Annotated in this window: 15 protein-coding genes and 1 pseudogene; 6 read left to right on the top strand and 10 right to left on the bottom strand. The window is 60.5% G+C overall.

The window, feature by feature from the left end:
- The first annotated feature begins 11 nt into the window (after positions 1–11).
- The 5 genes and pseudogenes from L904_RS02640 (at position 12) to L904_RS02620 (ending at position 7,145) form a co-directional block, all read left to right on the top strand.
- On the top strand, positions 12–1,298 hold the full coding sequence (locus L904_RS02640) for an FAD-binding oxidoreductase (protein WP_020812301.1): 1,287 nt from the start codon (positions 12–14) through the stop codon (positions 1,296–1,298).
- A gap of 136 nt (positions 1,299–1,434) precedes the next feature.
- A pseudogene (zwf, locus tag L904_RS02635) lies at positions 1,435–2,909 on the top strand (glucose-6-phosphate dehydrogenase).
- Between the two features lie 10 nt (positions 2,910–2,919).
- The gene (gene pgl, locus L904_RS02630; protein ID WP_020812896.1) at positions 2,920–3,618 is read left to right on the top strand and encodes a 6-phosphogluconolactonase; all 699 of its coding nucleotides are present in this window, start codon (positions 2,920–2,922) and stop codon (positions 3,616–3,618) included.
- Between the two features lie 125 nt (positions 3,619–3,743).
- Positions 3,744–5,564, top strand: a complete 1,821-nt coding sequence (edd, locus tag L904_RS02625; protein WP_020812897.1) for a phosphogluconate dehydratase — start codon at positions 3,744–3,746, stop codon at positions 5,562–5,564.
- Between the two features lie 216 nt (positions 5,565–5,780).
- Positions 5,781–7,145 (top strand): metallophosphoesterase, encoded by a 1,365-nt coding sequence (locus tag L904_RS02620; RefSeq protein ID WP_020812898.1) that lies wholly within the window; start codon positions 5,781–5,783, stop codon positions 7,143–7,145.
- A gap of 101 nt (positions 7,146–7,246) precedes the next feature.
- Here L904_RS02620 and L904_RS02615 read toward each other — a convergent pair whose 3' ends face one another.
- The 8 genes from L904_RS02615 to L904_RS02580 form a co-directional block, all read right to left on the bottom strand.
- The gene (locus tag L904_RS02615; RefSeq protein ID WP_020812899.1) at positions 7,247–7,546 is read right to left on the bottom strand and encodes a type II toxin-antitoxin system RelE/ParE family toxin; all 300 of its coding nucleotides are present in this window, start codon (positions 7,544–7,546) and stop codon (positions 7,247–7,249) included.
- On the bottom strand, positions 7,543–7,806 hold the full coding sequence (locus tag L904_RS02610; protein WP_020812900.1) for a type II toxin-antitoxin system ParD family antitoxin: 264 nt from the start codon (positions 7,804–7,806) through the stop codon (positions 7,543–7,545). Before L904_RS02610 ends, L904_RS02615 begins: the two co-directional genes overlap by 4 nt.
- 128 nt (positions 7,807–7,934) lie before the next feature.
- Positions 7,935–8,291 (bottom strand): hypothetical protein, encoded by a 357-nt coding sequence (locus tag L904_RS02605; RefSeq protein WP_035236048.1) that lies wholly within the window; start codon positions 8,289–8,291, stop codon positions 7,935–7,937.
- 240 nt (positions 8,292–8,531) lie between these two features.
- Positions 8,532–9,620: an ABC transporter ATP-binding protein gene (locus tag L904_RS02600; RefSeq protein WP_020812901.1), complete on the bottom strand. Its 1,089-nt coding sequence runs from the start codon at positions 9,618–9,620 to the stop codon at positions 8,532–8,534.
- A 20-nt stretch (positions 9,621–9,640) separates the two neighbouring features.
- A complete protein-coding gene (locus tag L904_RS02595; protein ID WP_031234459.1) occupies positions 9,641–11,296 on the bottom strand; it encodes an alpha-glucosidase family protein in 1,656 nt (551 codons plus the stop codon).
- A gap of 37 nt (positions 11,297–11,333) precedes the next feature.
- Positions 11,334–12,494: a carbohydrate ABC transporter permease gene (locus tag L904_RS02590; RefSeq protein ID WP_020812903.1), complete on the bottom strand. Its 1,161-nt coding sequence runs from the start codon at positions 12,492–12,494 to the stop codon at positions 11,334–11,336.
- A 1-nt stretch (position 12,495) separates the two neighbouring features.
- A complete protein-coding gene (locus L904_RS02585; RefSeq protein ID WP_004432574.1) occupies positions 12,496–13,509 on the bottom strand; it encodes a carbohydrate ABC transporter permease in 1,014 nt (337 codons plus the stop codon).
- Positions 13,510–13,614: 105 nt separating this feature from the next.
- Complete coding sequence (locus L904_RS02580; RefSeq protein WP_020812904.1) at positions 13,615–14,976, bottom strand: ABC transporter substrate-binding protein; 1,362 nt, start codon at positions 14,974–14,976, stop codon at positions 13,615–13,617.
- A 274-nt stretch (positions 14,977–15,250) separates the two neighbouring features.
- Between L904_RS02580 and L904_RS02575 the strand changes: the two genes are divergently transcribed.
- Entirely contained in the window at positions 15,251–16,276 is a 1,026-nt protein-coding gene (locus L904_RS02575) for a LacI family DNA-binding transcriptional regulator (RefSeq protein ID WP_020812905.1), read from the top strand.
- A gap of 196 nt (positions 16,277–16,472) precedes the next feature.
- Here the strand turns inward: L904_RS02575 and L904_RS02570 are convergent, their stop codons facing one another.
- Positions 16,473–17,372: a bifunctional methylenetetrahydrofolate dehydrogenase/methenyltetrahydrofolate cyclohydrolase gene (locus tag L904_RS02570; protein WP_020812906.1), complete on the bottom strand. Its 900-nt coding sequence runs from the start codon at positions 17,370–17,372 to the stop codon at positions 16,473–16,475.
- 77 nt (positions 17,373–17,449) lie between these two features.
- On the bottom strand, positions 17,450–19,225 hold the full coding sequence (locus tag L904_RS02565) for a GumC family protein (RefSeq protein WP_020812907.1): 1,776 nt from the start codon (positions 19,223–19,225) through the stop codon (positions 17,450–17,452).
- Positions 19,226–19,243 lie beyond the last annotated feature (18 nt).

Raw genomic sequence — 19,243 nt, 5'->3', positions numbered from 1 at the left:
GAACCCCGAGCATGACATGGCAAAGCCCGATTGCGCCGGGAATTTCCTGGTATCAGGCAACCGTTGGCGAGCGGCCGGACTATCCCGCTCTCGACGGGTCGAAAGAGGTGGACGTGGCCATCATCGGCGGCGGTTATACCGGCCTTCAGGCCGCCTGTAACCTTGCCGAAAACGGCGTCTCCGTCGCCCTCATCGAAGCGCATCGCTTCGGCGATGGCGCTTCCGGCCGCAATGGCGGGCAATTCGGCACCGGCCAGCGTTCCTTCCCCGACGAGATGGAAGAAGAGATCGGCTTCGAGCAATCGAAGCTGCTGTTCGACATTGCCGAGGACGCCAAAAACTACCTGCGCGGCTTCGCCGTCAGCCGCGGCATCGACATGGAATATCTTCCCGGGCAGCTCTATGTGGCGCACAAGGCCGCTTACGAGGACGATTACCGCCGCAGTGTCGATGCGATGAACAACCGTTATGGCTATCCGCATATTTCCTACATGGAACGCGCAGAAGCACGCAAACGTGTCGGCTCCACCCATTATTTCGGCGGCACGCGCGATACCGGCACTGGCCATATCCACCCGCTGAAGCTGCTGGTCGGGCTGGCGAAGGCTGCGAAAGCGGCGGGTGCCGGCATTTATGAAATGACGCCGGCGAAATCCATCCGCCAGGCGGGCGGCAAGACCATCATCGACACGCCTTTCGGTACGATCACCGCGCCGCGGGTACTGATCGCCACCAATGCCTATATCGGCAATCTGGAACCGGTCACCGCCGCCCATATCATGCCGATCCGTTCCTTCATCGGTGCCACCGTGCCGCTGGATGCGTTTCCCGACATCATTCCCGACCGGGAAGCCGTGGCGGATTCGCGGTTCGTGGTGCGCTATTTCCGCAAGACGGCCGACAACCGGCTGCTGTTCGGCGGCCGCGAAGCCTATACGGCCGATACGCCGCGCGATATTTCAAGCCACATTCGCCGGCAGATCGCGGAAATCTATCCTGCGCTGAAAGATATAGAGATTAGCCATTCCTGGGGCGGCTCCGTCGGCATTACCCTGCCACGCAAAGTCTTCGTGCGCGACGTCATGCCCGGCGTCACCTCCATCGGCGGTTATTCCGGCCATGGGGTGATGCTGTCGAACTATTGCGGCAAGCTCTATGCCGATCTCGTTCTCGGCAAAAAGGACATGCTGGCGCCCTTCGCGCAGCTGAAGGTGCCCTCTTTCCCCGGCGGGGCGTCGCTGCGCGCGCCGCTGCTTTTTCTGGCGCTCTCCTGGTACGCGTTGCGAGACAGGTTTTAGGCCAATGTTTACAGACTGTTGCCGGCGGCGGACGAGTTGCCGGAAGCAAAATTCATAATTTCACATAACTGAGTCTGGCATTTTTAAATCGATTAGATTATTGATGCCCCAACCTTTGAAGATCGAGAGAATCGATATGAGCAGTCAGATCATTCCTGTTGAACCTTTTGATTGTGTCGTTTTCGGCGGCACGGGCGATCTTGCCGAGCGCAAGCTTCTGCCGGCCCTTTATCACCGGCAGGTCGAAGGCCAGTTCACGGAGCCGACCCGCATCATCGGTGCGTCGCGCTCGGTCATGACCCACGAGGAATATCGCAAATTCGCGCAGGACGCGCTGAAGGAGCACCTGAAGGCCGGCGAATATGACGATGCGCAGGTCGCCATCTTCCTGAACAGGCTTTTCTACGTGCCAGTCGATGCCAAGGGTAATAATGGCTGGGACGTGCTGAAGAAGCTGCTGGACGAAGGCAAGGAGCGCGTGCGCGCCTTCTATCTGGCTGTTGCGCCCGGCATTTTCGGCGATATTGCCGACAAGATCCGCGAGCACAAGCTCATCACCCGCTCGACCCGTATCGTCGTTGAAAAGCCGATTGGCCGCGATCTGGCTTCCGCGCAGGAACTGAACGACACCATCGGCCACGTCTTCAAGGAAGAGCAGATCTTCCGTATCGACCACTATCTCGGCAAGGAGACGGTGCAGAACCTGATGGCGCTGCGTTTCGCCAATGCGCTTTATGAGCCGCTGTGGAATTCCGCCCATATCGACCATGTGCAGATCACCGTTGCCGAAGCGGTCGGCCTTGAAGGCCGCGCCGGTTATTACGACAAGGCCGGCGCGCTGCGCGACATGGTGCAGAACCATATCCTGCAGCTGCTTTGCCTTGTCGCCATGGAGCCGCCCGCATCCATGAATGCGGAAGCCGTGCGTGATGAAAAGCTCAAGGTTCTGCGCTCGCTGAAGCCGATCGACACCAGCAATGTGAAAAGCAGACGGTTCGCGGCCAGTATCGCGCCGGCGCTTCCGCAGGCGGCCCGGTCAAGGGCTATCTGGAAGAGCTGGAAGGCGGCGTTTCCAACACCGAAACCTTCGTCGCCATCAAGGCTGAAATCGCCAACTGGCGCTGGGCCGGCGTTCCTTTCTACATCCGCACAGGAAAACGCCTCGCGACCCGCGTTTCGGAAATCGTCGTCACCTTCAAGCAGATCCCGCATTCGATCTTCGACGATGCAGCCGGCAAGATCGAAGCCAACAAGCTGGTCATTCGCCTGCAGCCGGATGAAGGCGTCAAGCAGTCCCTGCTTATCAAGGACCCCGGCCCGGGCGGTATGCGCCTGCGTCAGGTCTCGCTGGACATGAGCTTTGCCGAAGCCTTCAACGTGCGCAGCCCCGATGCCTATGAGCGGCTGTTGATGGACACCATTCGCTCCAACCAGACGCTGTTCATGCGCCGCGACGAGGTCGAGGCCGCGTGGGACTGGATCGACCCCATTCTCAAGAGTTGGGAAGATCTGGGACAGGGCGTGCAGGGTTATACCGCCGGCACCTGGGGTCCGAGCGGCTCGATCGCACTGATCGAGCGCGACGGCCGCACCTGGCACGATGCCGATTGAGGGCCTGGCGATGAGCGAAACGATCCACGTCTTCGACACCGCCGCCGAACTGGCAACCGCTCTTTCGGCGGAGGTTGCCAAGCGCCTCGATGCAGCAACGAAGGATCGCGGTGCGGCAAGCATTGCCGTCTCCGGCGGTTCGACGCCCAAGCTGTTCTTTCAGGCGCTTTCCAAACACGATCTGGATTGGCCCAATATCAGCGTGACGCTGGTGGACGAACGTTTCGTGCCGCCGGAAAGCGACCGTTCGAACCACCGCCTCGTCGCCGAGAACCTTTTGCAGGACAAGGCGAAGTCGGCCTATTTCGTGCCGCTGTTCCAGCCGGCGGCCTCACCGGAAGATGCCGCGACGCTTGCGACCGTCAAGACCGAGGCGATCTGCGACCCGTTCGATGTCGTCATTCTCGGCATGGGAACGGATGGCCACACGGCATCGTTCTTCCCCGGTGGAGACAATCTCTACGAAGCGCTGGACCTCGATGAACCGCGCGGCGTTTTGACCATGGCGGCGGAGAATGCGGGAGAGGAGCGGTTAACCTTCAACTTCTCCAGCCTGCACGATGCCGAGTTTCTGGTGCTGCATATCGAAGGTGCTGCCAAGAAGGCGACGCTGGAAAAAGCACAGTCGGGCGAGGATGAGGATGAAATGCCGATCCGCGCCGTGCTGAACCGCGCTGAAACGCCCGTGGATATATACTGGGCGCCATAAGCCAACGCGGTTGCCGCCTCTGCGGCCCGCGAAAAGCGCCCCGAAGACATGAAGACTGAAACACGACAACCGGCCGTTCACCTCCCGGAACGCCGGTTGCCGACCAACGAACAGGATGAACGCCCATGTCCGCCGATTCCCGCATTCAGGCCATCACCGCCCGCATCGTCGAACGTTCCAAGCCCTACCGCGAGACCTATCTCGAGCGGCTGCGGCTGCAGGTCTCAAAAGGCGTTCACCGTTCCGTACTTTCCTGTGGCAATCTCGCGCATGGATTTGCGGTCTGTTCCCCCGCCGACAAGGACATCCTTGCCGGCGACCGGGTTCCCAATCTCGGCATCATCACCGCCTATAACGACATGCTCTCGGCGCACCAGCCCTATGAGACCTTCCCGGCGATCATCCGCGATGCGGCCAAAGAAGCGGGCGGTATAGCCCAGGTGGCAGGCGCGGTTCCCGCCATGTGCGACGGCGTGACCCAGGGCCAGCCCGGCATGGAACTTTCGCTGTTTTCCCGCGACGCCATCGCCATGGCGGCTGGCATCGGCCTCTCCCACAACATGTTCGACGCCGCCGTCTATCTCGGTGTCTGCGACAAGATCGTGCCCGGCCTCGTCATCGCAGCCCTCGCCTTCGGCCATCTGCCCGCCGTCTTCGTTCCCGCCGGCCCGATGACATCCGGCCTGCCGAATGACGAGAAATCCCGCATCCGCCAGCTTTATGCCGAAGGCAAGGTCGGCCGCGCCGAGCTTCTGGAAGCGGAATCGAAATCCTATCACGGCCCCGGCACCTGCACCTTCTACGGCACCGCCAATTCCAACCAGATGCTTATGGAAATCATGGGCTTCCATATGCCCGGTTCCTCCTTCATCAATCCCGGCACGCCGCTGCGCGATGCGCTGACGCGCGAGGCAACGAAGCGGGCGTTGGCGATTACCGCGCAGGGCAACGAATTCACGCCGGCAGGCGAGATGATCGACGAAAGATCCGTCGTCAACGGCGTCGTCGGCCTGCATGCGACGGGCGGCTCCACCAACCACACCATGCATCTGATCGCCATGGCGCGCGCCGCCGGCATCATCCTCACCTGGCAGGATATTTCCGATCTTTCCGACATCGTGCCGCTGCTCGCCCGCGTTTACCCCAACGGTCTTGCCGATGTGAACCACTTCCACGCCGCCGGTGGCATGGGCTTCCTCATCAAGCAGCTTTTGAAACAGGGCTTCGTGCATGACGATGTGCGCACCGTCTTCGGACAGGGGCTCTCAGCTTATACCGTGGATGCGAAGCTCGATGAAAAGGGCGCCGTCACCCGCCAGCCCTCGCCCGAGCAAAGCCACGACCCGAAGGTGCTTTCCAGCATCGAGACCCCGTTCCAGCCGACCGGCGGTCTGAAGATGCTGACCGGCAATCTCGGCAAATCGGTCATCAAGATTTCCGCCGTCAAGCCGGAACGCCACATCATCGAAGCGCCGGCAATCGTGTTCCACGATCAGCAGGAGCTTCAGGACGCGTTCAAGGACGGCAAGCTCAACCGCGACTTCATCGCTGTCGTCCGCTTCCAGGGACCGAAGGCCAATGGCATGCCCGAGCTGCACCGTCTGACACCGCCGCTCGGCGTGCTGCAGGATCGCGGTTTCAAGGTGGCGCTGGTGACCGACGGGCGCATGTCCGGCGCTTCCGGCAAGGTGCCGGCCGCCATCCATGTCACGCCGGAAGCTTCCGATTGCGGCCCGATCTCGCTTATCCGCGATGGCGACATCATCCGTCTCGACGCCATTTCAGGAACGCTGGAAGTGCTCGTTTCGGCCGCTGAACTCGCGAAACGCGAACCGGCGCGCGCCGATCTTTCCGGCAATGAATGGGGCATGGGCCGCGAGCTTTTCGCCCCCTTCCGCCGCAATGCCGGTCCGGCCGATCAGGGCGCCAGCGTTCTGTTCCATTGATTTTTGATGGGCGAAGGCCGGATGCGGCTTTCGCCTTTCAACCCCACTTTGCGGCATCGCCTGAATGCACGCCTCATCGCGGAGAGCTGACGCAGAAACCGCTTTATTTCCCACGTCTTAAACGTCAGACTTGTCATGCGGCTGTGATGATCGCCCTTTAGGGCCTTCTCAGCCGGCCGCGGGACGGCGGTGCAGTTTCGGATGATGGGACCTGATATGACGATTTTCTCGAGCAAACGCCGCGATGTGCTGAAGCTTATGGCGGGCACCGCCCTGCTGCCGCTGATGGTGGCGGCAAAGCCGGCTATGGCGCAGGACGTGGCGCTGCGTGCAATCGTCATCTCCGACCTGCATTCGGCCTATGAGCGTATCGGCCAGCTTCTCGCGGCCATCGAAACGCGCATCGCCGCCGACAAGGCGCCTCATATCATCTTGCTGAACGGCGATCTTTTCGAGATCGGCAATGCGGTGGCCGCCCGTTCGGCCGGCGAAATCGAATGGACCTTCCTGGCGGCGCTCGCAAAGCTCGCCCCCACCGTCATCAATATCGGCAATCATGAGTCCGATATCGACAACGACCTTTCCAATTTCGTCACCCGCGCGCAGGCCCTCGGCATCACCGTGCTTTCCAACATCATCGACAAGCGCAGCGGAAAACCCTATGCGGCGGCCAGCGCCGAAGTAAGCGTCGGCGGACGGAAGATCGTTGTGGCGGGTCTCGCCACCAATGCGATCAACACCTATCCGAAGGCCACGCGCGAGATGCTCGATATTCCGCAGCCGGTCGAATGGGCGAAGGCCAATTTGCCGGGGATCGTCAAAGCGGATGCGATCAACATCGTTCTCAGCCATGCCGGCGTCGTCGCCGACCGCGATATACTGCCGCTGCTGCCGGATGGCACCCTCTTGGTCGGCGGTCATGACCATCTGAACTTCGTACACGAACAGGGCGCCACCCGTTATGTCCATACCGGCTCATGGTGCACCTCCATGACGGTGGCGACGATTGCGGCTCCCGGCAAGGCTTCGGCCATCGAGACCGTTACGATCGATCGCAGCGCTCCCAGCTCATCGGCTCTCAAGACCCTGATCGAACAGACACTCGAAAAGCACCTGACCGCAGAAGAACGGGCAATCGTCGGCAAATCCGCGAAGGCAATGACCGTCGATGAGGCGGGCCGCCGTGTGGCGCAACTCATCGCCGCAAAAACCGGTGCGGATGTCGGCTTCATCGGCCACACTTCGTTTGGTGCCGGCCTGCCCGAGGGCGATATTCGCCGCTACGATTTCAACGCCTCGCTGCGTTTCGACGGCAAGCTGATGGTGGCGGAAGTGGATGGCGAGGCGCTCGCCCAAATCCTCGAGCGCTGCAATCAGGATGGCGACATTCCGCTCGCCGCGCGCACCGGCGACTATCTCTACGCCATGCCGGAAAAGCCGGAAAACAAAGAGCGCTACAAGCTGGTCTGCAACGACTGGTCCGCCACCAACCAGAAATCCTATTTCGGCCGCAGCGACCTTGCGTTCACCGAGGTCCCGGATGTGAAGCTGAAGCAGACGGTTCTGGGTGGGCTTTCTTAAGGTCGCATATGCCGCAGGCGGTGACAGTCCTCCTCACTGTTCCACAGACGACTGATTCATTGCCGCGCGGTTGTGCCACGATTTAAGTGGTACGGCACGAATTAGGACTGCGGGAAGAGAATGGATTCGTAATCCTGGGCACCATTCAGAATGTGCAAAATCTCCACACGCGTTTGGGTGACGCGATAGAAAACAAGATAGTTTTCATAGGGACGACGGCGAATGCCGCTTTGCTCATAACGGGGTATCAGAGGATAGGCTTGCGGCATTTCCGCCAGTCTCAGACAGCGGTCCAGCAGTTCGGCGATGAATGTTTCCGCCCGTCGCGGATTATCGGCCGCGATAAAATCGCCGATACGCTCCAGGTCTGCCTTGGCTTCGTTGGTGAGAACAACGATCACAGTCCGCGTTCTTCCGCCATCTTCCGGTATTTGGCGCTGAGTTGAGAGGCAACATCGTCTACTGGTGTAGTCCGTCCGGCATCTGCATCGGCGATACCGCGCGCAATCGCCAAATCGAGAGCCGCCAGCCTTTTTTCACGCTCTTCAACCAGCCGAACGCCCTCCCGCAGTACTTCACTGCGCGAGTTGTAGCGTCCCGACTTCACAAGATCGGAAACATAGCCTTCAAGGTGACGGCCGAGATTTGCACTGCTTGCCATGCCGATATCCTCTCTGCCTTCACCTATACCATCCGATGATAATAGTTAGCAACGACAGGAGACGGCCACAACAACGCAAACCGTTAAAACAACCGGCCAGACCATTTTTGCCAATGGTCGAGAGGACTTCAGAACGACCGGATATCGAGCTTCCGGTCTCTATGCGCCGGATGCGTGCTGAACACAAAAATGCGGTCCAGTTCCTTCTGCGTCAGCATGCGCAGGAAACGGACGTGGATGGTGTTGTTGGCGTTGACGCGCAACATCACGCAGCCGATCTTGGTGATGCGGGCGTCGGGAATATCGAGATAGAACTGGTTCGGCAGGTTATATTTCGTCAGCAGCGCCAGCACCGCTTCGGTCTGGGAGATGCGGATGACATCGCAGCGGCGCGCCGCCATGTGCATCACGGCCTTTTCGGTATATTCGATGCGCGCGGCGTTCATGGTATCTTCCATGCGAAACCGGCTTTCGCGGTCATACATGAAGGATTCTTCCTTGCTCAGGTAATGGTTCCTGATGACACCCGTACCGCTCTGCACGCCCAGACTCCCATGCTCGATCAATGGATTGAGACTAGGTCATAGTCTTTAACAATTCATATCAGCGCAGGCTTAAACAGACCGGAAGCGGGACATTTCCGACATTTTTCCACAGCGGCAAACGATCAGGAAAAAACCCCGGAACGAGGAGGTTCCGGGGCACGGTTTCGGTATCGACGGCAATTAGTTGCGATAGGTCTTGCCCTCGGCGTCGAAGAGGTGGAGCTTTTCCTGCGGTGCGGCAAAACGCAGGGTTTCGCCCTTGCCGACGGAAACGATGCCCGGCACCTTGACGATGATCGGCTCCTGCCCCTTGGGCGCTTCGAGATAAAGCAGCGTCACTTCACCGAGCGCCTCGACGATCGCGACTTTTCCCTCGAAAAGATAATCGTCCCCGGTGACGATGCTCAAATCTTCCGGCCGCACACCGAAGCTCGCCGCCTTGCCCTTTTCGGTTGCGGGCGTGGGAACATAAACGGCGAGCGTCTTGCCGCCCGCAAGTTCGATGGAGGTCTTTTCGCCGGTTCCGGTGATCTTTGCAGCAATGATGTTCATGGCCGGCGAGCCGATGAAGCGCGCCACGAAGAGATTGGCCGGCCTTTCGTAAAGTTCGAGCGGCGCACCCACCTGTTCCACACGACCGGCATTCAGAACGACGATACGGTCCGCCAGCGTCATCGCCTCCACCTGGTCGTGGGTGACGTAGATCATCGTGGTATCGGCCATCTGCTCGTTGAGCTTGGCGATCTCGATGCGGGTGGCGACACGCAGCGCCGCATCGAGGTTCGACAAGGGCTCATCGAACAGGAAGACTTTCGGGTTGCGGCATATGGCGCGGCCGATGGCGACACGCTGGCGCTGGCCGCCGGAGAGCGCCTTGGGCAGACGCTCCAGATATTGCGTCAGTTGCAGGATTTCGGCGGCGGCGCGAACGCGGCGGTCGATCTCCTGTTTGTTCTCTTTCGCGATCTTCATGCCGAAGGCCATGTTGTCGTAAACCGTCATATGCGGATAAAGCGCATAGGACTGGAACACCATGGCAATACCCCGCCGCGAGGGCGGGATTTCATTGACGAGCTGGCCGTCAATATACATCTCGCCACCGGTGATTTCCTCCAGACCGGCGATCATGCGCAGCAGCGTCGATTTTCCGCAGCCCGAGGGACCGACGAAAACGATGAATTCGCCCTGTTCGATCTGAAGATCGATGCCGTGCAGGACCTTCACCTGCCCGTATGATTTGCGGATATCCTTGAGAACGAGACTTGTCATGGGTGTTCCTCCCTATTCTGTCAGGCGTAACGGGCGAAGAATGCGCCCCATGCCGGAAGTTCTAAGCTTCTGCCTTCAAGACCGCCTGCAAAGCCGTGGCCTTCGAGAACCTCCCAGTTCCCTTCCGGCAGCGTGGCCTTTGCCGGCGTTGCGGACAGATTGAAGAGGCAAAGCACGGTTTCGTTGCCGAGTGTGCGGGTGTAGCTCAGCACTTCACCCTCAACTGGCTGGAATTCGATGCCGCCCTTTGCAAAAGCGGGGTGCTTTTTGCGGAAGGTCAGGAAACGGCGGTAGTGTTCCAGCACCGAAGCCTCGTTGCCCTGCTGGGCGCTGACGGCGCGCTGCTTGTGCTCGGCCGGAATGGGCAGCCACGTCTTTTCCGACGTCGAGAAGCCCGCCTGGGCATGACCGGCATCCCACACCATTGGCGTGCGGCAACCGTCGCGGCCCTTGAATTCCGGCCAGAACTGGATGCCGTAGGGATCCTGCAAATCTTCGAAAGCAATGTCCGCTTCGGTGAGGCCGAGTTCTTCGCCCTCATAGATGCAGACGGAACCGCGCTGTGTCATCAGCAGTGCCGAGAGCACCTTGGCAAAGGCGTCCTTGTCCTCGACATGCTCACCCCAGCGGCTGACATGGCGCACGACATCGTGGTTGGAGAAGGCCCAGCAGGCCCAGCCTTCCGGTGCGGCTTTCGCAAAATCCGCCTGCACATCGGCGACGCGCTGCGGGGTGAGCGCGTCGGGCGCCAGGAATTCGAAGGCGTAGCACATCTGCATCTTGTCATCGCCGGATGTATATTCGCCGACGATTTCGAGGCCGCGCTGGCTGTCACCCACTTCGCCGACGGCGGCGATATCAGGAAACTCGTCCAGCACCGCGCGGAAGCGCTTCAGGAAGGCGATATTTTCCGGGCGGTTCTTGTCGTAGAGATGTTCCTGGAAGTTATAGGGATTGACCGCCGGGGCGGTGGAGGCATTGCGGCGCTCCGGCGCCAGCGCCGGGTTGTCGCGCAGCTCAAGGTCATGGAAATAGAAATTGATGGTGTCGAGGCGGAAACCATCGACGCCGCGCTTCAGCCAGAAGCGGGTGATGTTCAACAGTTCTTCCTGCACTTCCGGATTATGCAGGTTGAGGTCCGGCTGCGAGGTCAGGAAGTTATGCATGTAATATTGCATGCGGGTCGGATCCCACTGCCAGGCGGAACCGCCGAAGATCGACAGCCAGTTATTGGGCGGTGTTCCGTCCGGCTTGCTGTCCGACCAGACATACCAGTTCGATTTCGAATTGCTGCGGCTGGCGCGGCTTTCCACGAACCACGGGTGCTGGTCCGAGGTGTGCGACATCACAAGGTCGATCATGACGCGGATGCCGAGGCGATGGGCCTCGGCGATCAGGCCGTCGAAATCGGCAAGCGTGCCGAACATCGGATCGACATCGACATAGTTCGAGACGTCGTAACCGAAATCCTTCATCGGCGAGGTGAAGAAGGGCGAGATCCAGATCGCGTCGGCACCCAGATTGGCGATATGCGCCAGACGGTCGGTGATGCCCTTGAGGTCGCCAATGCCGTCGCCATTGGAGTCCTGATAGGAGCGCGGATAGATCTGATAGATAACAGCGCCGCGCCACCAGTCCTTGTTGGGCGTCAAAGCGGAAGTCACCGAAGCGGTCATGGAAGTGTCCTGTCTGGTATGGGCGTTCATGGAATAATCAGCCTCCCTTGACGGAGCCTGCGAGCAGGCCACGCACGAGATAACGTTGAAGGGCGAAGAAAACGCAGAGCGGCACAACGATGGTGACGAAGGCCGAGGCGGTGAGGATTTCCCAATTTCCGCCGCGCGAACCGAGCAGCGCGTTCAAGGCGCCGGTCAGCACCAGCTCGTCCTTCTGCGTGCCGAGGAAGACCATGGCGACGAGCAGGTCGTTCCAGGTCCACAGGAACTGGAAGATGGCGAAGGAGGCGAGCGCCGGGAAGGAGAGCGGCAGGATGATCTTGACGAAGATTTCAAAATCGCTCGCACCATCCACACGGGCGCTTTCGATAATCTCCTTCGGCAGGCCGGAAATATAGTTGCGCAGCAGATAGATAGCGAGCGGCAGGCCGAAGGCGGTATGCGCCAGCCAGATGCCGGCATAGGTCTTGGACGGCACGCCGAAGATGGTGCCGATTTCATTATAGAGCCTGAGAAGCGGGATCAGCGACATTTGCAGCGGCACGACGATGAGGCCCACCACCATGGCAATCAGCAGATTGCGGCCGGAGAAGCTCATCCATGACAGCGCATAGGCGGCGAAGGCGGCAATGAGGATCGGGATGACGGTTGCCGGCACGGCTACGGTCAGAGAGTTGACGAAGGACTGGCCGATGCCTTCCGAGGTCAGGACCGTCCGGTAATTGTCGAGCGTGAAGACGGGCGGCGTCGCGACGGAGATATAGACGCGCTTGCCGCGAGAGCCTTCAAAGCTCGAGGCCTTGCTATATTCGTAGCTGCCGTCCGTATTAACGAGCAGTGTTTCGCCGTCACCGATATCGGCCGCCTCGCCGGCTTTGAACGCCGTGGGTTCCTGTACGCGAACGCCGAAGGCTGCAACCTTGCCGCCCTGTCCGCTTTCGAAAACATTGCCCGATATCACGTAGCGGTTGCCGTCCTGCTTCTGCACCGAAGCATCGGCGAGGCGCACTGCCGAGGTCTGTTCGGAGCTGGAGAAGGCCGTCCACCAGCCGGAGACCGTGATCTGGTCCTTGTCGCGCAGCGAGCTGACGAGAATGCCGAGCGTTGGCAGGAGCCAGAGCAGCACGACGACCAGAACGCTGGCATGGACGATGAGGCGCGGCAGGCCGACGCGGCGAAGGCGTTTGAAAATATTCATCTCAGCGGCCCTCCATCTCGCGGTTCGCCTGGCGGATGTTCCAGACCATGATCGGGGTGACGGCCGCCATGATGATGAGCGCGATGACCGCACTTCGGCCGCTGTCGCCGCCGCCGCGGAACATCCAGTCGAACATGAGATTGGCGAGAACCATGGTGTTCCATTGGCCGTTGGTCATGGTCAGCACGATATCGAAGACCTTGAGCACGAGAATGGTGATCGTCGTCCAGACGACGGCGATGGTGCCCCAGATCTGCGGAACCATGATCTTCCAGAAGATCTGCCAGCCATTGGCCCCGTCGATGACGGCCGCCTCGATGGTTTCTTCCGGGATGCCGCGCAGCGCTGCCGACAGGATGACCATGGCAAAACCGGTCTGGATCCAGATGAGGATGATCATCAGGAAGAAATTGTTCCAGAAGGGCATGGAAATCCAGACTTCGGGATTGCCGCCGAAAAACTCGACGATGGCGTTCAAGAGGCCGATCTGCACCTGACCTTCGGCGCGGTATTCATAGATGAATTTCCAGATGACGGAGGCGCCGACGAAGGAGATCGCCATCGGCATGAAGACAATGGATTTGGCGATGTTGCCCCACCAGATGCGATCGGTCATGACGGCGATGACGAGACCGAAGAAGGTGCAGGCGGCCGGCACGACGGCCAGCCAGAGAATATTGTTGAAGATCGACTGGCGGAAACCGGCATCGAAAAACGCCCAGCGATAATTGGCGAGACCGACGAATTCGCTACCGGTCCGGTCATAGAAAGACAGGATCAGCGTGGCGATGACGGGGTAGACCAGATAGACCAGCAGGAGGATCAAAGCCGGGCCGATGAACAGCCAGGGCCGGACCGCCGCGCGGCGATTGAGGTTGCGGGATGCCTGCAGCACGTCTCCCGAGCGGACCGGAAAGATCGCCTGAAGCACCTTGTCGGATAGCCAGTAATAGGCAGCGCAGGCAAAGACCCCCGCCACCATCACGCCGATGGCCGAAACGAGTTGTTGAGCCATGTTCCCTCCCTTGATCCTCTCCGCGCCGCGCTGATTTATGTAGTCGTCGGGGCAGCGCCGTTGGTAAGGGCCCGGCAGCAAACCGCCGGGCCTGATCCGATATCTTTACTTCAGGCCGTCCCAAGCCTTCTGGATATCGCTCGCGACCTGATCGGCGGACTTGCCGCCGACGAAATCGATCATGCCGGTCCAGAATGCGCCGGCGCCGATCTTGCCGGGCATGAGGTCGGAACCGTCGAAACCGAAGCTTGTCGCGGTCGTCAGGATTTCGCCCTGTCGCTTCATCTGCTCATTGGCATAGGCATCGACATTCACACCCTTATAGGGGGTCAGGAAGCTGGACTGCGCCATCCAGACTTCATGGGCGATCGGGGTCTGCAGGAATTCGACGAAAGCCTTGGCGGCAGGCGCTTCCTTGGTGATGGTGACCAGCGTGCCAGCGCCGAGAACCGGCTTGCCGAGATCAGGCTTGGACGCGTAAGTCGGCATGTAGAAGAAATCCGCATCCGTCCCCACTTTGGTGCCTTCCGGGAAGAAGGACGGAATGAACGACGCCTGATGGTGCAGGTAGCACTTCGGCGGAATGTCGAAGAGGCCCTTGGGGCTGTCGCGGAAGTCGGTGGAGGCCACGGCCGCGACGCCGCCGCTCACATATTTTTCGTTCTTGGCGAATTTGCCGAATTCGTTGATCGCTTCGACCACGGCCGGATCAGTGAATTTGACCTCGTTGGTTGTCCATTTCTGGTAGACGTCGAGCGGCTGCGTGCGCAGCATCAGGTCTTCCACCCAGTCCGTTGCCGGCCAGCCGGTTGCACCACCGGAGCCGAGGCCGATGCACCAGGGCGTGCCGCCATCGGCAACGATCTGGTCCGTCAGCTTGAACAGATCTTCCATGCTCTCGGGCACCTTGTAGCCCGCTTCCTCGAAATTCTCAGGCACGTACCAGACGAGCGACTTCACGTCCGCCTTGAAAGGGAAGGCGAAATAGGCCTTGTTGCCGTCCTTGCCCTTGTAGCTGCCGAGATCGACCCAGGACTGGCCCGCGCCGTAATTCTCCTTGACCCAGTCGGCGGTCTTGTCGCCGAGCGGCACGAGGAAGCCCTTGGCGGCCAGATCGGCCAGAAGGCCGGGCTGCGGCAGGATGGCGATATTGGGCGGCGAACCCGCCTGCGTGTCGATGACGATCTGCTGCTCGTAATTTTCCGACGAGGAATAACGGACATTCACGCCGGTCGCATCGGCGAAATAGGCGAGCACCGACTGGAACAGGGCCTCGTCTTCACCGCGCCAGGGGCCGAAAATCGTCAGCGTCTGGCCTTTCAGATCGGCATGAGCCGCCTTGAAGTCCTCGTAGCTTTTCCAGTTGAACTTGGCGTCGCCGCCGGGTGCAAACTTCAGGTCGGCGGCAAAGGCCGCACCGGACAGCAAAGCCATGACGGCAGCCGTCGCCAAAAGAGTCTTCTGCATGTGATTTACCTCCCATCACATAAAAGGCTCAAAGCGTCCTCTCCAATCAAAGCGCTTTGGCTGCCTATTCATCTCATTGTCATCAAGACGGAGTCAAGAGGCTCTTTCTGCGGAAACGTTGCAGCGCCTTATGAATAGTCATATTTAATTCGGAAGGCGGCTATCCTTTTCGATTGAGAAATGCGGTGGAGGCTGGTAAAAATCTAAAGCGCTTTGGGAATTGAGGAGAGGCTTTGCCGTATTCTCGGGCGCGCGCATGGAGGAAATGAGAGACATGAACCTGAAACAGTTGTCGCAACTGCTGGGCATTTCGCAGACGACCATCAGCAGGGCGCTCAACGGCTATCCGGAAGTCAGCGCCGAAACGCGCCGCCGCGTCATGGAGGCTGCCGAAAAGACCGGCTATCGCCCGAATGCGGCAGCGCAACGGCTGGCGACGGGCAAGGTCGGCTCCATCGGGCTTGTCATGCCGATTGGCGAACACCATCGTTCCGACGTGCATTTCGGCGAATTCCTGAGCGGTCTCGGTGAGGAAGCATCGCGCAGCGGCTTTCATCTCGTCATCATGCCGACCGAGCCGGAAAAGGAACGCGAAGCCCTGCGGGGGCTTGCCGCAAGCGGCAGCGTCGATGGCATCTATCTCGCCTATATGAAGAAGAACGACCCGCGCATCGCCATGATGCAATCGCTCTCCCTGCCCTTCCTCGTGCATGGCCGCTCTGTCGGCGTGGAGGAGGATTATCCCTATCTCGACGTGGACAACGAGGGCGCCTTCCGCGATGCGACCCAGCTTCTCCTCCAGCTTGGCCACACGCGGATCGGACTTCTGAACGGTCCGGAGGGTTATGATTTCACCTATCGGCGCTGTCTCGGGGTGGAAAAGGCGCTTTCGGCAAATGGCCTGACATTGCATGCGAACAACAAGCGGCACAGCAGCATGACCGACGAGGAAGGTTATCTCGGCATGGAAGCGCTGCTGTCACGCCCGGAAAAACCGACCGCCATTCTCTGCGCCAGTACCGCGCTTGCGCTCGGCGCGATCCGCTCGCTCAACCAGCGCGGCCTGAAACCCGGTAAGGATATTTCGCTGATCGCCCATGACGACGTGCTGCCGCTTTTGAAGCCGGATAATTTCTCCGTGCCGCTCACCACCACCCGCTCGTCACTCCGGGCGGCGGGCGTGCGCGTGGGCCAACGCCTGATCAACCGGATCAAGCTTAACCAGACGGAACCGCATCAGGAACTCTGGAAGGCGGAACTTGTGGTGCGCGCCTCGACGGGGCCGGCTCCGAAAACTTAAAGGCTGGCCTCCATCCCCCGGCCGTCATACCGGCCTTGAGCCGGTATCCAGCCAGCCCAAGTCCTTGGGCTGAAAAGAGTCGTCTCGCCGCGCAGACGCGCGTCGGCTGGATTCCGGCTCAAGGCCGGAATGACGGAAGTGAGGGGGCAGCGCACAAAAATTCCTGTGCCGTGTAGTTCGATTGAACGCGACAGGCTTAAAACTTCGGCGCGGCCTGTCCCTGCGCGCGATGGGCGGCGATGACGGTGTTGGCCATCAGCATGGCGATCGTCATCGGGCCGACACCACCCGGAACGGGCGTAATGGCGGCGGCAACGGCGCTCGCCTCGTCATAGGCGACATCGCCGACCAGCTTCGACTTGCCTTCGCCCTTTTCCGGAGCGGGGATGCGGTTGATGCCGACATCGATGACGGTCGCGCCGGATTTCACCCAGTCGCCTTTCACCATTGCGGCGCGACCGACCGCCGCGACCAGAATATCCGCCGTCTTGCAGATACCGGCCAGATCCTTGGTGCGGGAATGCGCCATGGTCACCGTGGCATTTGCATTCAGCAGAAGCTGGCCCATCGGCTTGCCGAACAGGTTGGAGCGGCCGATGACCACGGCGTTGAGGCCGGAAAGGTCTTCGCCATGAATGCCGCGTACCAGAAGCATGGCGCCGGCAGGCGTGCAGGAGATGAGACCGGTTGCGAGATCGCCGGTCGCGAGCTTGCCGGCATTGAGTACGCTCAAGCCATCCACATCCTTTTCGGGCAGGATCGACTGGATGATCTCATCGGAATTGAAGTGCTTCGGCAGCGGCAGCTGCACCAGAATGCCGTGAATGGAAGCGTCGGCGTTCAGTTCGCCGACCAGCTTGAGGAGTGCGGCCTGCGTGGTTTCCTCCGGCAGCGTGTGCTGGATGGAGTTGAAACCGCATTGCTTGGCCATCTTGCTCTTGGAGTTCACGTAAGCGTGGCTGGCCGGATCGTTGCCGACGATGACAACCGCGAGACCGGGCTTTACGCCCTTTTCCGCCTCAAGCGCTTCTGCCGATTTGCGGACCGCCTCCGTTACCGAAGCCGCCTTCGCCTTCCCGTCAATCACAACTGCCATGCGTCCTGCTCCTGCTGGGTTACGTAGGCTCCGTATGGTGCCCCCTTCGCAGGAATGCAAGCGAAAATGCGGCGTTTTCAGGCTGTTTTGCGGTAGTCTTCGCGGCGATCGGCGTAATCGGCAAGACGCTCTCTCAGGAACGCCAGTTCGCGTCGCAATTCCATCAGTTCCTCAGCTTCGGCCTGGGCATGGTCGAAGTTCCCGGCGAGGGCTTCGGCCAGAAGCGGTGGAAGTCCGGAAGAGGCCGGATCAGCACTCCTGACCGTGCGGTTGCCCATCAGGACCTGCCGCACGCGCTCGTCCAGCGGCATGTCGTCGTCGTCATTGACGGCCTCGCCGTAATAATCGGCAAAGCCGTCTTCTTCCGGCTCGATGTTGTCCTCTGCGGCAAGATCCTGCAGATCGTCGAACACAGCCGGCTCGATCGGTTCGAATTCGGAAATCTGCAGAGACTCGAACGACGGCTCGACGGAGGACGGAAGTTGCACGTCCTCTTCGATGAGCAATGCGCCCTCCTCTTCCTCGTCATGGCGACGGTAGCTCAGGAGATAAAGACTGCCCAGCAGGCCGATCAATGCACCGCCGCCGGCCAGCATGGCGGCCTGCGTCAGATCGCGGGTCAACTCGCCGGGTGCGGCCTTCTTGGTCAAACGGGTTTCGACTGCGGGCGTGGCGGAGGCGGACAGGTCGCGGCGTTCGCTTGCCTCGAGATAGACATTTCGCGCCGTTTCCAGTTCGCCCTGCAATCTGGAAAACTCGCCGGGGGCGACACCGAGTTGGCTCAGGCGGTCGAGGTATTTCTTTTGCTCGCCATTGGCGGTCACGATCTCCTGAGAGATGCGCTTTTCATCCGCCCGCAGGCCTTCCAGCAATTGCCGCAATGCGGGGGCGGCAAGCGCCTGTGCGGCATCCACCGCATTCTGGGCGGCGATGCGGCGGGGGTGTTTCGGACCGTAATCGACCGAAACCGCAGCAAGCGCCATGCTGGCGGTCGAGTGTTTCTGCCTGATATCCTCAAGCGCCGAAAAACCCACGCCGGCCGGCAGAGGCTTCGCAAAGACATCATTCGGCTTCAGCGCCGAAGCCGCCGTCAGATCGGCCTGAATGGACAATTGCTGGCGGGTGGTTCGCGCCAGACTGTCGTTTACGTCGCGAAGCTGCTGTTCGAGTTGCTGCGCCTCGGCCATCACGGCGTCACCGTGGCGCATCTGGAAACCGTTCAGCGCCGCTTCCGCCTCATCGAGCCTTGTCCGCGCCCTCTCCGTCTCACGCATGGCGGGCGTCATGGTGCCGGCCTTGCCATCGGCGATCACGCGCATCGAAAGATAATCGGTCAGCCGCATGGCGGTTTCCGGCGTTGCGGCCTTGCCGGTCACGGTCAGCGTATTTTCATCCGGGGTCAGTTCCAGCCGGATCGCTTCGCCCACCGCACCGTTCAGCGCCTCCCGCTCGGACAGCGGACGCGCATCCGCACCGGTCAGAAGGTCGAAAAGCAGGCCAAGCTCGCCCTGATTGCGAACGCCGACCATATCGGCGGACTTCAGCTTGAGATCGGCGGTTATCCGGTCGAGCCCGGAGGGTGAAAGCAGCGTACGACGCGCCATCGCGAGAAAACGGGCGGCGTCGGGGGCGTCATAAGCGGTCTGGGAGACCTCGATCCGGGCCTGCGAAACATAACCGCGAAAGCCCGAATCGACGAGCAGAAGCGGAAGGGCTGCCCCGGCAACGGTGGCGGCGACGATGCAGCCGGACGTCAGGAGCCGCCGACAATGTCTGCGCCATTGCGATACGGGCGCAGCGACATCATCCTCGTCAAGGCGGATCGCCATCATGTCCGGATTGTCATCAACCATCTGAAGCCGTCTGCCGCC

This window comes from Agrobacterium sp. LY4 (genome assembly GCF_001526585.1).
In the GTDB taxonomy this organism is placed as follows: domain Bacteria; phylum Pseudomonadota; class Alphaproteobacteria; order Rhizobiales; family Rhizobiaceae; genus Agrobacterium; species Agrobacterium leguminum.
This window is presented reverse-complemented; position numbering and strand designations above follow the sequence as displayed.